The following is a 15,782-nucleotide window of genomic DNA, read 5'->3' as shown; positions in this document are numbered from 1 at the left end:
AGCCGGCGGGCCCGCGTGCCCGACGCCCGAGCCCAGGTGGGCCTTCGAACGGATCGGAGAGACACCCCCTGGGGGCCGGACCGTGCACCCGGCCCGACGGTCCGGCGGTGCCCCACCCACCCTCGACAGCACCCGAAAGGCACTCATGTCCCCCACGCATGACACGCTCGACCGCGGCCACACCGACGACCTGCTCGCCTTCGTCAGGGCCAGCCCCTCGCCGTACCACGTAGTGGCGAGCGCGGCGCAGCGCCTGGAGAAGGCGGGCTTCGCGGAGCTGCGGGAGCGGGACGACTGGACGGCCGGAGCCGAGGGCGGCCGGTACGTCGTCCGTGCGGGAGCGCTGCTCGCCTGGTACGTGCCGCCGGGCGCCCCCGCCCACACGCCCTTCCGGATCGTCGGCGCCCACACCGACTCCCCGAACCTGCGGGTCAAGCCCACCCCGGACACCGGTTCGGCGGGCTGGCGGCAGATCGCCGTGGAGGTCTACGGCGGTGTGCCGCTCAACACCTGGCTCGACCGTGACCTGGGCGTCTCGGGGCGGCTGGCCCTGCGTGACGGTTCGAGCCGGCTGGTCTGCGTCGACGAGCCGCTGCTGCGGGTGCCCCAGCTCGCCATCCATCTGGACCGGACCGTCAACGAGGGGCTCGCCCTGGACCGGCAGCGCCACATGGCCCCGCTGTGGGGACTGGGCGACCCGCGGCCCGGCGCGCTGCTCGGCCGGGTCGCGGAGGCGGCCGGCGCGGACGTCTCCGAGATCCTCGGCTGGGACCTGATGCTCCACGACGTCCAGCCGCCCGGGTACCTGGGCGCGGACGAGGAGTTCGTCGTCGCGTCCCGCCTGGACAACCAGATCTCGGTGCACGCGGGCGTCGCGGCCCTGGTGGCCGCGGCCGGCGCGGCCCGGCCGCCCGCGCGCATCCCGGTGCTCGCCGCCTTCGACCACGAGGAGGTGGGCAGCGGCTCCGAGTCCGGCGCCCAGGGCCCCCTCCTGGAACGGGTGCTCGGCCGGTCGGTGACCGCTCGCGGCGGGGGTGCGGAGGACTTCGACCGGGCTCTCGCCGGCGCCCTGTGCGTCTCCTCCGACATGTCCCACGCCGTCCACCCCAACTACGCCGAGCGGCACGACCCGGGCCACCACCCGCTGCCCAACGGCGGCCCGGTCATCAAGGTCAACGCCAACCAGCGGTACGCCACCGACGGCGCGGGTTTCGCCGCCTTCGCCGGGGCGTGCGAGCGGGCCGGGGTGTCCTGGCAGCCGTTCGTCTCGCACAACGCGATGCCCTGCGGCACCTCGATCGGCCCGATCACCGCGGCCCGGCTCGGCGTGGCGACGGTCGACGTGGGGGTGGCCGGACTGTCGATGCACTCGGCGCGTGAGCTGTGCGGAGCACGGGACCCCGGGCTGCTGGCGCGGGTGCTGACGGAGTTCGTCACGTCACAGTAGGCCGACACGCGTGAAGGCCCCCCACGCGCGTGGGGGGCCTTCACCAAGGTGCGCCGCCAGGGACTCGAACCCCGGACCCGCTGATTAAGAGTCAGCTGCTCTAACCAACTGAGCTAGCGGCGCATGACTCTCGCCTCCCGCTTCCGCGGGCGGCGACAAAAGAAATACTACCTGGTCCTCGGGGGTGCTTCCGACCACCCGCGCGACACCCCGGGGACACCGGTGGGTGCCGGGTCCCGGGGACGCCGTGCGGGTCGGTCCCTAGATCGAGAGGGAGAGCAGGACGGGGGCCGCGCCGCGGTTCAGTGTCTCCGCGGCGCGGCGCAGCCGGTGGGCGTGCTCGACCGGGAGGGAGAGGGCGAGGCAGCCGACGGAGGAGCCCGCGGTGATCGGGACGGCCGCGCAGACCGTGCCGATCGCGTACTCCTGGAGGTCGAGCACCGGCATGGTGGCCGGCTGGGAGTCCAAGCGGGACAGCAGCAGCCGCTCGCTGGTGATGGTCCGCGAGGTGAGGCGGGCCATCCTGTGCCGGGCGAGGTGGTCACGGCGGCCGTCGTGGTCGAGCTGGCCCAGCAGGCTCTTGCCGACCGCGCTGGCGTGCGCGGCGGAACGGAAGTCGACCCATTCGTTGACCGCGGGGGTCGCCGGGCTCTCCGCGTACTGGGTGACGTGCACCTCGCCGTCGATGTACCGGCTGACGTAGACCGCCGCGCCGACCGAGTCCCGGAGCCGGTCGAGGGTCTGCTGGAGCGTCTCGCGCACGGCCTGGTCGCGGCCCTCGGCGGAACCCAGGCGGCTGAGGGAGGTGCCGGTCACGTACGCCCCGTCGGCGACCTGCTCGACGTACCCCTCCCGGCGCAGCATCCTGACCAGCGCGGTCAGCCGGTCACCGCCGAGGCCGGTCTGCCGGGCGAGCTCGGCGCCGGTGACACCGGTGGTCTGCCGGGCCACCGTCTCCAGGACGCGCAGGGCGTCCTGAGCCGAGTGGTACGGCGTGGTCGGCTCGTTCTTCAGCGCCACGGTTTCCCCCTGCGCTTTGTGGCCCGGCTCAAAAAAGACGTCGGTCCGGACGGCTGGGCTCACCCCACGATAACCGTCAAGCAGCTCTCCGTGAGCGCCTGTTGACGAGATTGGTGGTGCGCTCCATGCCGCTCAGCAGGAGCGCACCACCCTGGCATATGTCAAGGTCACGGCCCATGGGGCATGCCCCGCACGCCGGACCTCGCGCCTTCCCCTCCGCGCCCGCCGTCCGCCCCCGGTTCACTCCCCGTCGTCACAGCACGGCGCTGAGGAATTCCCGGGTCCGCTCGTGCTCCGGATCGCTGAAGATCTTCTCCGGCGGACCGGACTCGATGACGTGGCCGGAATCGAACATGAGGACCTGGTCCGAGATGTCCCGGGCGAAATTCATCTCGTGGGTCACGCAGAGCATCGTGATGTCCGTGGTGCGGGCGATGTCCCGGAGGACATCGAGGACGCCCGCGACCAGCTCCGGGTCGAGCGCGGAGGTCACCTCGTCCAGCAGCAGCACCTGCGGCCGCATCGCCAGCGCGCGGGCGATCGCCACCCGCTGCTGCTGGCCACCGGACAGCCGACTCGGCCGCTCGTCGCACTTGTCCGCGAGGCCGACCAGGTCGAGCAGTTCCCGTGCCCGCACCTCCGCCTCGTCCTTGGACATGCCGAGGACCGTCACCGGCGCCTCGGTGACGTTTCTGAGCACGCTCATGTTCGGGAACAGGTTGAACTGCTGGAAGACCATCCCGATCTTCTTGCGGACCTCACGGACCTCCCTCTCTGCCGCGGGGAAGAGCCGGTCCCCGGCGACGGTGATCGTCCCCTCGTCCGGCTTGGTCAGCGTCATCAGCAGCCGCAGGATCGTCGTCTTGCCGGACCCGGACGGGCCGATCAGCGTGACGTGCTTGCCGGAGTCGACCCGGAAGTCGAGGTGGTCGAGGACGGTGTTGTCCCCGAAGCGCTTGGTGACCTGGTCGAAGCGGATCAGCTCGCTGCCGTCCACCTTGGGATTGGCCAGGTCCTTCAGGGGGCTGGTGTCGGTGTTCGTGTCAGCGGACAAGGCGTCGCTCCAGGGCTCGCAGCAGCAGGGAAGCCGGGTAGGAAATGAGGATGAAGGCCACGCCGATGACCGTGAGCGGCTCGGTGAACTGGAAGTGCTGCTGCGAGTACAGCCGCGCCTCCCCGAGCATCTCCAGCACGGTGATCGTCATCAGCATCGGGGTGTCCTTGAGCATGGCGATGACGTAGTTGCCGAGCGCCGGCACCACGCGGCGGATCGCCTGCGGCAGGATCACCGCCGTCCAGGTGCGCCGCACCGGCAGGCTGAGCGCGGTGGCCGCCTCCCACTGGCCGGCGGGCACCCCCTCGATACCGGCCCGGTAGACCTGCATCGTGTACGTCGAGTAGTGCAGGCCGATCGCGACGACACCGGTGGTCAGCGCGGAGAACGTGATGTTCCACTCGGGCAGCACGTAGAAGAGGAAGAACAGCTGCACCAGCAGCGGGGTGTTGCGGACGAACTCGGTGACCACCCCGACCGGCCAGCGCACCCAGCGCGTCGGCGTCCGCATCAGCAGCGCCCACACCAGACCGAGCGCGAACGCGATCACCGAGCCGAGGGCCAGCGCCTGCAGGGTGACCAGCAGGCCGTCCCAGAAGTGCGGCATGAAGTCACCGACGGCGTTCCAGTCCCACGTCATGAGGCACCTCCGGTCGTCGTCTCCATGAGGTCCGTGGTGCTCATGAGCCACTCCCGCCCGCGGTACCGGCGCCGGCGCCCACGCCGGTCGTCTCCGCCCGCTTCAGCTCGCGTGCCGGCAGGCTGTCCGGCTCCTTGCCGACCCCGGCCTTCAGCCGCTTCTCCAGACCGCGCATCAGACGGGTGAGGACGAAGGCGATGACGAAGTAGATCAGCAGGACGTACGTGTAGACCTCCGCGCTCTGCTGGAGCGCGAGCCGCACCAGGTTGGCGCTGAACGTCAGGTCGCCCATGCCCATCACGGAGACCAGCGCCGTGCCCTTGAGCAGCTCGACGAGCAGGTTGCTGAACGGAGGCACCATTTCCGGCACAGCCTGCGGCAGCAGGATCAGCCGCAGCCGCTGCCAGTGCGTGAAACTGAGGGCGATCCCGCCCTCACGCTGCGCCGGGTCGACCGCGTTCAGCGCGCCGCGCACGATCTCCGAGCCGTACGCGCCGTAGGTCAGCCCCAGCGCCAGCGTGCCCGCCCACAGCGGGACGAGCTGCCAGCCGAAGGCGAGCGGCAGCACGAAGTACACCCAGAAGATCATGATCAGGGCGGAGGTACCGCGGAACACCTCGGTGTAGAAGCCCGCGAGGAAGCGGACGATCCATCGCCGCGAGGTACGCGCGATGCCCACCACGAAGGACATGGCACCGGCCAACAGAGCGCTGCAGAACAGCAGTTGGACGGTGACCCAGATCCCTTTGAGTACGAGTTCCCAGAGTCCCGATGTCATCCGCGGCACAGCTCCTTCGCGGTCATGTCGGTCATCTCGGCCTTGGTGAAGCCGAACGGCCGCAGGATGCGGAAGAGTTCGCCGCTCTCCTTCATCTTCCGCAGCTCGACGTTGAAGGCGTCCCGCAGTCTCGTCTCCGGCGAACGGAACGCGAAACCGCCGCCGTCGACGTGCGGCTTGCCCTTGACCAGTGGCGCGAAGGGCTTGGTGCTCTCGGTCTTGCCGGACTTCTTCACCACTTCGCGGACGGTCAGCGCGGTCCCCGCGAAGACGTCGGCGCGCCCGGCCTCGACCGCGTTCAGCCCGGCGACCTGGTCGGGCACGATCAGGATCTCGCTCTCCTCGTACCCGGCCTCGACCGCGTACTGGATCTCCGCGTACCCCGTGCCCGTCGCGAACCTGGCCTTCTTCGCCACGACGTCCTTGTAGTCGCGCAGGCCCTTCGGATTGCCCTTGCGCACGATGAACGCGTCGAGCATCTGGTAGTCGGGGTCGGCGAAGATGACCTGCTCGCACCGCTCGGCGTTGATGTACATCCCGGCGGACACGACGTCGAACTGCTGCGAGTTGAGCCCGGGTATGAGGGAGCCGAACTCGGTCGGCACCGGCTGGACCCGGTCGACGCCCAGCCGCTTGAAGACGGCCTTGGCCAGTTCCGGTGCCTCTCCGGTGAGGTGGCCGTCCCGGTCGATGTACCCGAAGGGGATCTCGCCCGCGATACCCAGCCGGACGACGCCCTGCGCCCTCAGCCGGTCGAGGAGTTCGCCGCCGTCGGTCGAGGACGCGGTGGCCACCCGACTGCAGCCGGCGGCACCCAGCGCACCGAGCGCCGCGACCCCCGCGAGCAGCGACCGGCGGGTGGTCCCGGGGGTGTGTCTGTCGTGTGCGCGGCTGTTTTCATGTGCTTTCCCAAAAGGTGGAGCCATGGCCGCGCGGCTACCCGAGAGCATGCGAAGTATTCGGATCTATTTCAGCCCCGTACGGGTACGACGCGCACTTGACCTCGGGGGGACCATGGAATGCATGGCTGATCGATTCATCGAAGTCTCGCTGGTCAAGCGCGGTGTGCACGGCACCGCGAAACTCCTCGACGACCGCGCGCCGATCACCTGCGCGGCGGTCTGGGACGCCCTTCCGCTGAGCGGCGACGTCTACCACGCGAAATACGCACGCAATGAGATCTACGCTCTCTTCCCCCCTTTCGCGATATCCGAGCCACCCCTGGAAAATCCGACAGTTACCCCTATTCCAGGAGACCTCTGCTATTTCGCTTTCGCGGGAACGGAGCTGGGGACCAAGGCCTACGGCTACGACGCGGACGTCCGTCCCGGCACGACGGTGGTCGACCTCGCGCTCTTCTACGAGCGCAACAACCTGCTCCTGAACGGGGACGTGGGCTGGATCCCGGGCATCGTCTGGGGCCAACTGGTCGAAGGCCTCGACGAGATGGCCGAGGCCTGCAACGACCTGTGGCGGACCGGCGCCGCCGGGGAGACACTCAGCTTCCGGCGGGCCTGAGGCGCACCGGCAGCTTCCGGCACCGCCGGTGCCGGTCCCACCGGGCGGCTAGGGCGCGGGAGTCGCCGGGGGAGCGACCCCGGCGGCGCCCGCCTCGTACAGCGCGTGCGCGGTGCGCAGGACGAGGTCGTCCCGGTGCCGGGCCGCGACGATCTGCAGCCCGGCCGGCAGTCCGTCCCCGTCCAGACCGACCGGGACCGTCGCGGCGGGCTGCTGCGTCAGGTTGAAGGGGTATGTGAACGGTGTCCAGCCCGTCCAGCGGCGCAGCCCCGAACGGGCCGGCACCTCGACGCCCGCGGCGAACGCCGTCAGCGGCAGCGTCGGCGTGACCAGCACGTCGTACGTCGTGTGGAACAGGCCCGTGCGGCGGCCCAGCGCCATCCGGACGTCCGTCGCGGCGAGATACTCCAGCGCGCTGTACCGGGCGCCCCGGCCGCAGACCTCCCGCAGCCCCGGATCGAGCAGGGCCCGCCGGTCGGGCCCGAGTCGCTGGGTCACCCGGGCCGCCCCGCTGAACCACAGCGTGTGGAACGCCTCCACCGGATCGGTGAAGTCCGGGTCGGCCTCGGTGACATGGGCGCCGAGCCCCGCGAGCCGCTCCACCGCCCGCCGCACCGCAGCCGCGACCGCGGGGGCGACCGCGACCTGCCCGCCGAGCGACGGCGAGTACGCGACGCGCAGACCGCGCACCCCGCCGTCGAGGGCGTCCACGAAGGAACCGTGCGCCGGGCCGAGCGCGGACCAGTCGCGGGCGTCCGGCGCGCCGATCACGTCGAGCATCAGCGCCGCGTCGGCGGCGTCCCGGGTCATCGGGCCCACGTGCGCGAGCGTCCCGAAGGCGCTGGCCGGATAGAGCGGCACCCTGCCGTACGTCGGCTTCAGCCCGAAGATCCCGCAGAACGCGGCCGGTATGCGCACGCTGCCACCGCCGTCCGTGCCGAGCGACAGGGGACCCGCGCCGAGCGCGACGGCCGCCGCGCTGCCCCCGCTGGAGCCGCCCGCCGTGCGCGAGACGTCGTACGGGTTGCGGGTCACGCCCGACAGCGGCGAGTCCGTGACCCCCTTCCAGCCGAACTCCGGCGTGGTCGTCTTGCCGAGGAACACCGCGCCGTGCTCGCGCAGCCGGGCCACCGACGGCGCGTCCTCGTCCCAACGGCCCTGCTCGCTCACGGTCCTGGAGCCGCGCAGCGTCGGATGCCCGCGCAGCAGCAGGATGTCCTTCACCGTGACGGGCACCCCGTCCAGCAGGCCCGCCGGCGCCCCGCGCCGCCAGCGGTCCGCCGAAGCGCGCGCCTGGTCCATCGCGTCGCCGGCGAGGAGACGGACGAACGCGTTCACGGCGGGCTGCACCCGCTCGGCCCGTTCCAGGGCGGCACGCGTCACCTCCTCGGGGCTGAATTCGCCCTTGCGGTACCCGTCGACGAGTTGTACGGCGGTCAGCTCGGTGAGTTCCGACATCGGCCCCTCCACGGTGGTTCAGTGTCCGGGTACGTACCCACGCTTCTTGTCGACCACGTTCCGCAGGGGCTCACCCGCCGCCCAGCGGTCGTACAACTCCAGGAACTGTGCGCTCAGTTCGTCCCGCCAGCCGATCGTGTCCCCGCTCATGTGCGGCGACACGATCAGACCCGGGACCTGCCACAACGGGCTGTCGGGGCCCAGCGGTTCGTGCTCGAAGACGTCGAGGGCCGCGCCCGCGATCCAGCGCTTCGACAGTGCCTCGGCGAGCGCCCGCTCGACGACGAGCTGACCGCGCCCCACGTTGATGAACCGGGCCGAGGGCTGCATCATCCCGAAGCGCCGCGCGTCGAACATGCCGTGCGTCTCGTCGGTGAGCGGCGCGGCGCACACCACCCAGTCGGCGCGGGCCATCAACCGGTCGAGCTCCGCCGGTCCGTGGATCCCGGTGCGCGGCCTGCGGCCGACCAGGGCCGTGGTGATGTCGAGCGCCTTGAGCGTGCGGACGATCGCCCGCCCGATGGGCCCGGACCCCACCACACAGGCCCGGGTGCCGGCCACGCGCTGTGACTCACGGTGGCGCCACTCACGGTCGCGCTGGAGGTCCCAGGTCCGGGGCAGGTCCTTCGCCATGGCGAGCACCAGCGCCGCCACGTACTCGGCGATCGGCTGGTCGAACACCCCGCGCGCGTTCGTCACTACCGTGTCGGAGGCGGCGAGTTCGGGGCACATCAGATGGTCCACACCGGCGCTCGCGGTGTGCACCCAGCGGGGCCGCGGACCCTCGCCCGGCCAGGCGCGGCGCACGGCGTCCGAGGCGAAGTCCCACACGAGCAGCGCGTCCGCGGACGGCAGCTTCTCCGCGAGCGTCGAGGTGTCGGCGTGCTCGACGCGGACCCGGCCGGTGAGACGGCCGAGGCGGGGGAGGGGCTCGGCGTCCAGGACGAGCAGGGTGGTCCCGGGGGACGAGGGGGAGGACGGGGCGAGGGACATACGGGCGTTCATCGGAGGAAACCGTTTCGCAATGCCAGTCCGCTTCTCTGGGGTGTCCTGAGGCGAGATGACCGGGGGGACGTGCGGGCGAACAGGGGTCGAAGCCGTCTGAGATGCGCGGATTGACCACGCTCGCACCCGAACCTACCTTCGTCAACACGGGCCCGCACACGGTCCGTTGCCCACCTGTTTCCCTTCGTGAGGCCGGTGCCAGCCATGGACGTTTCCTTTCTCGGCGGTCCGCATCCGCAGCGCGGGGTCGGTGTCGTCGCCCCGTTCGACTTCGCCCTCGACCGTGAGCTGTGGCGCTGGGTGCCGGCCGAGGTCTCCCTGCATCTGACCCGCACGCCGTTCGTGCCGGTCGAGGTCAGCCTCGACCTGGCCCGGCTGGTCTCCGAGCACGAGACGCTCGGCGACGCGGTCCGCGCGCTGAACGCGGTCGCCCCCGAGGTCGTCGCGTACGCGTGCACCTCCGGCAGCTTCGTCGGCGGGGTCGCCGGTGAGAAGGCCATGTGCGAGGCGATGACACGGGCGGGCGCGATCCCCTCGCTCACCACCTCCGGTGCCCTCCTGGACGCCCTCAAGGAACTCGGCGCCCGCCGGATCGCCCTGGTCACCCCGTACACCGTGTCCGTCACCCAGTCCCTGGAGGAGTACCTCGCCGAGGCCGGCATCACCGTCACGGACCGCGCCTTCATGGGCCTGACCCGGCACATCTGGAAGGTCCCGTACCGCGACGTCGCCGAGATGGCCCGCCGGGCGGTGCGCTGCCACGCCGACGCCCTCTTCATCAGCTGCACCAACCTTCCGACGTACGACGTCATCCCCCAGCTGGAGGCCGAGCTGCGGATCCCGGTGATCTCGGCCAACCAGGTGACGATGTGGGCGGCGCTGCGCCAACTGGGTACCCGAGCGGTGGGCCCCTATCAACGGCTGATCGATTCCGCCGCCCGCAGGGACCCCGTACTGCCGGAAGAACAGGAAGGTTGGGCATGACCGCACTCGGATTCCTCTACCCCGGCCACTCGGCCGAGGACGACTACCCGCGCATGGAGCAGCTGCTCGGCAGCGACGTCCGCCTGACCGTCGTCCACACGGACATCGGGGAGGACGCCCACCGCGTGGACGCCCTGCTCGAGATGGGGTCCGCGGAACGCCTGGAGGCAGGTGTCGAGGAGCTGCGCCTGTCCGGTGCCGAGGCCGTGGTCTGGGCCTGCACCAGTGGCAGCTTCGTCCGTGGCCTGGAGGGCGCCCACGAGCAGGTCCGCGGCCTCGCCCGCTCGGCGGGCATCCCCGCGTCCTCGACCTCCTTCGCCTTCGCGCACGCCGTCCAGGAGATCGGGGCGACCCGCGTGGCGATCGGGGCGACGTACCCCGAGGACGTGGCCGCGCTCTTCGCCGCGTTCCTCAAGGAGGCGGGCACCGAGGTGGTGGCCGTGAGCGCCTCCGGCGTCGTCACCGCGGCCGAGGTCGGCACCTGGGAGTACGACCAGGTCCTCGCCCTCGCACGCGACGTGGACCGCCCCGACGCCGAGGCGATCCTCCTCCCGGACACCGCGCTGCACACCGTGGCGCACATCCCGGACCTGGAGAAGGAACTCGGCAAACCGGTCCTCACCGCCAACCAGGTCACGGTCCGGGAGGCCCTCCGCCTGACGGACCGCCGCGTGAACGCTCCCCAACTGGGCGCCCTGTTCACGAGGGAACCGATCGTCCAGGCGTAGCGAGCCGCTCGCCAAAAGTAGTCTCAGCCCCTCCGGCGTTTGAGGAGCGGGGTCTGGGGCGGAGCCCCAGGGGACGGGAAGGGCAGGGGCGGAGGGGGCGAAACCAACGCCCCTCCGCCCGCCCGGGGGGCACCCCGAGGAATAAACGGAGCCACCCTCCTGTTGGCAGGCGCGAGGACACGATCGCGGAGCAACAGGAGGCACCCCCGGTGGACGAGACGGCCGAAACGGGCGAGATCCGAGGCACGGCACAGGGCACGGCCCCGGTCCCCCTCTCCGTACTGGACCTGGTCACCGTGGGCGCGGGCCGCACCGCGACCGACGCGCTGCGCACCAGCGTCCGGATCGCCCGCCTCGCGGAATCCCGCGGCTTCCACCGCTACTGGGTGGCCGAGCACCACTCGATGCCGGGCGTGGCCAGCTCCTCGCCCGCGGTGATCCTCGCCCACCTGGCCGCCCACACGGACCGCATCCGGCTGGGCTCCGGCGGAGTGATGCTCCCGAACCACGCGCCGCTGGTCATCGCGGAGCAGTTCGGGACCCTCGAAGCGATGGCCCCGGGCCGCGTCGACCTCGGCCTCGGCCGGGCCCCCGGCACGGACGGCGCCACGGCCGCGGCCCTGCGCCGCAGCCAGCGGCTCAACGAGGGCGCCGACGACTTCCCCGAGCAGCTCGCGGAACTCACCCGCTTCCTGGACGACGACTTCCCCGACGGCCACCCCTACGCTCGGATCCACGCCGTTCCGGGACCCGTCCAGTCCACCTCGCCCGGCGGCGTCCAGTCCCCGCACCGGCCGCCGATCTGGCTGCTCGGCTCGTCCGGTTTCAGCGCCCGCCTCGCCGGAGTGCTCGGTCTGCCCTTCGCCTTCGCCCACCACTTCTCGGCGCAGAACACCGTTCCGGCGCTCGACCTCTACCGCGAGTCCTTCCGGCCGAGCGCGGTCCTGGACGCCCCGTACGCCCTCATCGGCGTCTCCGCGCTCGCCACGGACGACGAGCGGGAGGCCCGCCGTCAGGTACTGGCCGCCGCCCTGAACATGGTCCGCCTGCGCACCGGCCGCCCGGGACTCGTCCCGACGCCGGAGGAGGCGGAGGCGTACGAATTCAGCCCGATGGAGCGGGAGTTCATCGACTCCTGGAACGCCAACGTCATCCACGGCACCGCCGACGAGGTGCGCACCGGGCTCGACGACCTCCAGAAGCGCACCGGGGCCGACGAGTTGATGATCACGGGCAACGCGCACGGCGGAGACGTACGGCTGCGCTCCTACGAACTGATCGCGGACGCCTACGGGTTGCCGAAGGCCGAGGACACCGAGGCCTGAGGGCAGGTCCGCAGACCCGGGGACCGGCGAGACCGGCCAGGCGTGTGACCGCGTCCGGCCGCCCCGCTCGGGACCCGGTCAGGCCAGCGGGCAGGCGCCCGAGGTCAGCAGCGCGGAGATGCGGTCCGGTGCCACCGGCCGGGAGTACAGCCACCCCTGGCCGGTGTCGCAGCCGATCCCGCGCAGCCGGGACGCCTGCGAGGCCGTCTCCACGCACTCCGCGGTGACGGTCAGCCCGAGCCGGTGCGCGAGCTGGATCAGCGCCTCGACGATGACCTCGTCGGCCGGGTTGGGGTGGGCGGAGGTCCCGTCGGCGTTCTCGTACTGGAAGCCGCGGACGAAGGAACCGTCCAGCTTCAGCACGGACACCGGGAGCCGGCTGAGGTAGGCGAGGTTCGAGTAGCCGGTGCCGAAGTCGTCGATCGCGATGCGCACGCCCATGTCGCTGAGCGCCTGGAGGGCCTGGAGCGGCCGGCCCGCCGAGCCCATCACCGCCGACTCCGTGAGCTCCAACTGCAGGAGATGCGGGGCGAGTCCGGTCTCCGCCAGGATCTCCGCGACGTCGGCCACCAGATCCGAGTCCCAGACCTGGCGCACGGCGACGTTGACGCTGACGAAGAGCGGCGGCGCGTCCGGATGGTCCAGCTGCCAGCGGCGGGCCTGCCGGCAGGCGGTGGCCAGCACCCAGCGGCCGAGCTGCACGATCGAACCGTCCTCCTCGGCCAGTCCGATGAACCGATTCGGCGTCAGCATGCCGAACCGCGGATGGTTCCAGCGGACCAGCGCCTCGACCCCGTGCACGCCGCCGTCCTCCATACCCACCAACGGCTGGTACTCCAGGGCGAATTCACCGCGCTCGACGGCGGACCGCAGGGTGGACGACAGGGCCTGGCGGGTCATCCGGTGCGCGTTGCGCTCCGGGTCGAAGAGCGTCCAGCGCCCCTTGCCGTCGGCCTTCGCCCAGTACAGCGTGGTGTCGGCGGCCTGCATCAGGCCCGTCGCGGTCGTCCCGGTGGCGCGCCGCTCGACGACCCCGATGGAGGCCGACAGGGACAGCCGCTGACCCGACAGGTCGAACGGCGCCTGGAGCGCCTTCAGTACGGACTCGGCGAGGTCCGCCACCTGCTCGGTGCCGGTCGAGTCCTCGACGAGCAGCGCGAACTCGTCGCCGCCCAGCCGCGCCACCAGGGGAGACGTGGCCCGGGCGTGTCCGGCCTCGTCGGCGCAGCGTGTCAGCCGCTCCGCGACGGCCGCGAGCAGTCTGTCCCCGACCCGGTGGCCGAGGGTGTCGTTGACGGCCTTGAAACCGTCGAGGTCCAGATAGCAGAGTCCGATCCGGCCGGTGCCGCCGTCCTCGTACGCCTCCGCCTCCAGGGCCGCCGTCAGACGCTCGAAGAACAGCGTGCGGTTGGGCAGCCGGGTCACCGGGTCGTGCATCTGCAAGTGACGCAGCCGGGCCTGGAGTTCACGCCGGGGACCGATGTCGGCGACCGACACCAGGACGGCCTGTTCCTGTGGGGGCAGCGGGGTGACCGTGATCTGCACCCAGAGGGAGTGACCGTCGGGGTGCTTGAGCCGGCGGGTGCAGCGCAGCCGCGCCTGCCGGCCGCGCAGCACCTCGCGGTAGGCGTGCCAGGTCCGGGCGTCGGAGGCCAGGTCCACCAGCTCGGAGGCGGACCGGCCGGCGAACGTGTGCGCCTCGACGCCCAGCAGCGTGGCCAGGGACTCGTTCGCGGTGACGACGGTGCCGTCGCGGTCGACGACGGCCATCGCGAGGGGCGCGGTGGCGAACGCCGCCTGGAAGGCGCGGGGTGACGTTCCGTCGGGAGCCGCAGACTCCACGGCCGTCCCCGGTGACACGGAGGACACGGGTGGCGAGGGAGGGGCGGATGTGCCGGGGGAGGGTCCGACGGACGGACGAGAAGACGTGTCGATGTGACGCTCTGTGACGGTCGGCCGGACGAGGTCTCCCGCGGGCGCCGGCCCTTCGGACGTTCCGCTCACCGCTCGCTCCCGCAGTGCAGTCGTTCTTCGTATGGGTCTCTCGGGTGGTCGGCCGGACTGGGCGGCCGCACAAGCCGTGTCGGTGCAGGAAAGTGTGCCGATCATAGAGGCTGGCCTCGGAACGGTGCAGCCCCTGTCCAGTGTCCCGGAACAACCACCCGTTCTGACAGATCGTTTCTGCCTGCATCTGGACGGGTTCCTTCCCCTGCCGACCGCATGTGACGTTCCGTGAGTGGTCGGGGGTGTCGCCCCGTCAGCCCTCTCACTCTTCTGGTGCAGACAAACAGGGCGAAGTAATACAAATGCACACAGGCTGGGTGCGGTGTCCCGAAATCCGCATCCGGAGGTCGACGTGCCGCGTCCGCTCCCCCTGGGGGTTCTCACTCGTGGGGCCCTGCGCGGCCTCGCCCGTGACGGGCTGCCCCGCTGGCGCAGCACCGCGGCCGCGTTCACCTCGATGACCGCGCTCGCCGCGACCTCCCTGGTGCCCGGCCCCGCGCTCGCCGAGCCCCTCGCGGACCCGTGCGCCCTGACGCGCACCGAGGCGCACCACTCGGAGGGCGTCGACACCTGGAATTCCTCCTATGTGCGCCCCACCCGCCCCCTCGACGCCGTGATGGTGTTCCTGTCCTTCCCGGACTCCACCCCGACCACCACCCCGGCGGAGCTGACCGGCGACTACTTCCCCGCCACCAGCCGTTTCTTCGAACGCGCCTCGTACGGCAGGTTCACGGTCCGCCCGCATCCCCAGCGCGCCTGGATCCAGATGCCGCACCCCTCCACCTCGTACGCCATACAGCGCGACTGGAACGCCACCGACCGGGCCGCCTATCTGCGCGACGCCCTCGCGGTGTCCGACCCGCAGGTCGACTTCTCGCGCTACGACGTCGTCTACTTCGTCGCCGACCCGGACGCGCCGGGCGTCGACTCCGACGCCACGAAGGTCGTCAACCTGGACACACCGCTGCGCGCGGACGGCACGGACATCCGCCGCGTCGTCACGGTCTTCGAGAAGCACCCGCCGGACCGGCTGGTCCTCGCGCACGAGACCGGCCATGTCTTCGACCTGCCCGACCTGTACCACCGTCCCGAGGACGGCAAGGGCGACTGGGACACGTACGTCGGAGACTGGGACCTCATGGGCAGCCAGTTCGGCCTCGCGCCCGACCTCTTCGGCTGGCACAAGTGGCGGCTGGGCTGGCTGGAACCGAACCAGGTGGCGTGCGTACGGGGCTCGGGAACCACCCGTCTGACGCTGGAGCCGCTGGGTGCCGGGCCGGCCGGGTCCGCCGGTTCCGCCGGTTCGGCGGTGCGCCCGGTGGGTGGTACGGGTTCCGTCGGTGCGGCCGGGGTCTCGGGCGGGGCGCCGGGCAGTGCCGGCGGTGCGGCCGAGCGCGGGGCGCTGGGGGTCGCCTCCCTCCCGGGCACGCGGACGTTCGGTGTCGGGCGGGGCACCAAGCTGGCGGTCGTCCCGACGGGACCCGGCACGGCCCTCGCCTTCGAGGCGCGCGGCTCGGCGGGCAACGACGGCTCGACCTGCACCCAGGGCGTTCTCGTCTACCGGGTGCGCAGCGGCACCGAGTCGGGCGGCGGCCCCATCCAGGTCCTCGACGCCCACCCGCACACCGAGGCCTGCTGGGAGGACTCGGTCTACCCGCCCCTGGCGGACGCGCCGGTGAGCCTCGGAGAGAGCTTCACGGTGCCGGGCGAACGCGTCCGGGTCGAGGTGGAGGACCGGACCGCGTCGGGCTCCTGGACGGTCCGGATCACGACGGGCTGAGCGGACGCGACGGCACGGCCGTACGCCGGTGCGTAGGGGTG

14 protein-coding genes and 1 tRNA gene are annotated in these 15,782 nt (G+C 71.7%); 6 read left to right on the top strand and 9 right to left on the bottom strand.

Features of this window, described 5'->3' with window-relative positions; genetic code table 11:
* Window positions 1-145: 145 nt before the first annotated feature.
* Window positions 146-1,447 (top strand): M18 family aminopeptidase, encoded by a 1,302-nt coding sequence (locus AB0C62_RS06260; RefSeq protein WP_362970054.1) that lies wholly within the window; start codon window positions 146-148, stop codon window positions 1,445-1,447.
* Window positions 1,448-1,496: 49 nt separating this feature from the next.
* Here AB0C62_RS06260 and AB0C62_RS06255 read toward each other — a convergent pair.
* The 6 genes from AB0C62_RS06255 to ehuB form a co-directional block, all read right to left on the bottom strand.
* A tRNA-Lys gene (locus AB0C62_RS06255) sits at window positions 1,497-1,570 on the bottom strand.
* A gap of 138 nt (window positions 1,571-1,708) precedes the next feature.
* Complete coding sequence (locus AB0C62_RS06250) at window positions 1,709-2,467, bottom strand: IclR family transcriptional regulator C-terminal domain-containing protein (protein WP_362970052.1); 759 nt, start codon at window positions 2,465-2,467, stop codon at window positions 1,709-1,711.
* Window positions 2,468-2,720: 253 nt separating this feature from the next.
* The gene (gene ehuA, locus AB0C62_RS06245) at window positions 2,721-3,488 is read right to left on the bottom strand and encodes an ectoine/hydroxyectoine ABC transporter ATP-binding protein EhuA (RefSeq protein ID WP_362970192.1); all 768 of its coding nucleotides are present in this window, start codon (window positions 3,486-3,488) and stop codon (window positions 2,721-2,723) included.
* A gap of 22 nt (window positions 3,489-3,510) precedes the next feature.
* Window positions 3,511-4,161: an ectoine/hydroxyectoine ABC transporter permease subunit EhuD gene (ehuD, locus tag AB0C62_RS06240; protein WP_081217447.1), complete on the bottom strand. Its 651-nt coding sequence runs from the start codon at window positions 4,159-4,161 to the stop codon at window positions 3,511-3,513.
* 40 nt (window positions 4,162-4,201) lie between these two features.
* Window positions 4,202-4,939 (bottom strand): ectoine/hydroxyectoine ABC transporter permease subunit EhuC, encoded by a 738-nt coding sequence (gene ehuC / locus AB0C62_RS06235; protein ID WP_362970050.1) that lies wholly within the window; start codon window positions 4,937-4,939, stop codon window positions 4,202-4,204.
* Entirely contained in the window at window positions 4,936-5,865 is a 930-nt protein-coding gene (gene ehuB / locus AB0C62_RS06230; protein ID WP_362970048.1) for an ectoine/hydroxyectoine ABC transporter substrate-binding protein EhuB, read from the bottom strand. Before ehuB ends, ehuC begins: the two co-directional genes overlap by 4 nt.
* Before the next feature lie 97 nt (window positions 5,866-5,962).
* Between ehuB and AB0C62_RS06225 the strand changes: the two genes are divergently transcribed.
* Window positions 5,963-6,457 carry a DUF3830 family protein gene (locus AB0C62_RS06225; RefSeq protein ID WP_362970046.1) on the top strand — a complete coding sequence of 165 codons (495 nt, stop codon included), beginning with the start codon at window positions 5,963-5,965 and terminating at the stop codon, window positions 6,455-6,457.
* Window positions 6,458-6,505: 48 nt separating this feature from the next.
* Here the strand turns inward: AB0C62_RS06225 and AB0C62_RS06220 are convergent, their stop codons facing one another.
* Both AB0C62_RS06220 and AB0C62_RS06215 read right to left on the bottom strand, forming a co-directional pair.
* Window positions 6,506-7,915 carry an amidase gene (locus tag AB0C62_RS06220; RefSeq protein ID WP_362970044.1) on the bottom strand — a complete coding sequence of 470 codons (1,410 nt, stop codon included), beginning with the start codon at window positions 7,913-7,915 and terminating at the stop codon, window positions 6,506-6,508.
* A gap of 18 nt (window positions 7,916-7,933) precedes the next feature.
* A complete protein-coding gene (locus tag AB0C62_RS06215; RefSeq protein ID WP_362970042.1) occupies window positions 7,934-8,920 on the bottom strand; it encodes a D-2-hydroxyacid dehydrogenase in 987 nt (328 codons plus the stop codon).
* 204 nt (window positions 8,921-9,124) lie between these two features.
* Between AB0C62_RS06215 and AB0C62_RS06210 the strand changes: the two genes are divergently transcribed.
* The 3 genes from AB0C62_RS06210 (at window position 9,125) to AB0C62_RS06200 (ending at window position 11,957) form a co-directional block, all read left to right on the top strand.
* On the top strand, window positions 9,125-9,904 hold the full coding sequence (locus tag AB0C62_RS06210) for an aspartate/glutamate racemase family protein (RefSeq protein WP_362970040.1): 780 nt from the start codon (window positions 9,125-9,127) through the stop codon (window positions 9,902-9,904).
* Window positions 9,901-10,632 carry a decarboxylase gene (locus tag AB0C62_RS06205; protein WP_362970038.1) on the top strand — a complete coding sequence of 244 codons (732 nt, stop codon included), beginning with the start codon at window positions 9,901-9,903 and terminating at the stop codon, window positions 10,630-10,632. Before AB0C62_RS06210 ends, AB0C62_RS06205 begins: the two co-directional genes overlap by 4 nt.
* Before the next feature lie 209 nt (window positions 10,633-10,841).
* The gene (locus AB0C62_RS06200) at window positions 10,842-11,957 is read left to right on the top strand and encodes an LLM class flavin-dependent oxidoreductase (protein ID WP_362970036.1); all 1,116 of its coding nucleotides are present in this window, start codon (window positions 10,842-10,844) and stop codon (window positions 11,955-11,957) included.
* A 78-nt stretch (window positions 11,958-12,035) separates the two neighbouring features.
* Here the strand turns inward: AB0C62_RS06200 and AB0C62_RS06195 are convergent, their stop codons facing one another.
* On the bottom strand, window positions 12,036-13,961 hold the full coding sequence (locus AB0C62_RS06195) for an EAL domain-containing protein (protein WP_362970034.1): 1,926 nt from the start codon (window positions 13,959-13,961) through the stop codon (window positions 12,036-12,038).
* Window positions 13,962-14,283: 322 nt separating this feature from the next.
* On the opposite strand from AB0C62_RS06195, the gene AB0C62_RS06190 reads away from it, so the two are divergent.
* Window positions 14,284-15,741 (top strand): M6 family metalloprotease domain-containing protein, encoded by a 1,458-nt coding sequence (locus tag AB0C62_RS06190; protein WP_362970032.1) that lies wholly within the window; start codon window positions 14,284-14,286, stop codon window positions 15,739-15,741.
* Window positions 15,742-15,782: the final 41 nt, after the last annotated feature.

This window comes from Streptomyces sp. NPDC048643, assembly GCF_040650615.1.
Classification (GTDB): domain Bacteria; phylum Actinomycetota; class Actinomycetes; order Streptomycetales; family Streptomycetaceae; genus Streptomyces.
Note: the sequence above shows the minus strand (reverse complement) of the source record. Positions and strands in the feature narration are given on the sequence as shown.

What these genes read in the sequence shown, in the direction of transcription:
- AB0C62_RS06260 (WP_362970054.1), top strand. Translation starts at nt 146, where the DNA reads ATGTCCCCCACGCATGACACGCTCGACCGCGGCCACACCGACGACCTG.
- ehuD (WP_081217447.1), bottom strand. Translation starts at nt 4,161, where the DNA reads ATGACGTGGGACTGGAACGCCGTCGGTGACTTCATGCCGCACTTCTGG.
- ehuC (WP_362970050.1), bottom strand. Translation starts at nt 4,939, where the DNA reads ATGACATCGGGACTCTGGGAACTCGTACTCAAAGGGATCTGGGTCACC.
- ehuB (WP_362970048.1), bottom strand. Translation starts at nt 5,865, where the DNA reads ATGGCTCCACCTTTTGGGAAAGCACATGAAAACAGCCGCGCACACGAC.
- AB0C62_RS06225 (WP_362970046.1), top strand. Translation starts at nt 5,963, where the DNA reads ATGGCTGATCGATTCATCGAAGTCTCGCTGGTCAAGCGCGGTGTGCAC.
- AB0C62_RS06220 (WP_362970044.1), bottom strand. Translation starts at nt 7,915, where the DNA reads ATGTCGGAACTCACCGAGCTGACCGCCGTACAACTCGTCGACGGGTAC.
- AB0C62_RS06215 (WP_362970042.1), bottom strand. Translation starts at nt 8,920, where the DNA reads ATGAACGCCCGTATGTCCCTCGCCCCGTCCTCCCCCTCGTCCCCCGGG.
- AB0C62_RS06210 (WP_362970040.1), top strand. Translation starts at nt 9,125, where the DNA reads ATGGACGTTTCCTTTCTCGGCGGTCCGCATCCGCAGCGCGGGGTCGGT.
- AB0C62_RS06205 (WP_362970038.1), top strand. Translation starts at nt 9,901, where the DNA reads ATGACCGCACTCGGATTCCTCTACCCCGGCCACTCGGCCGAGGACGAC.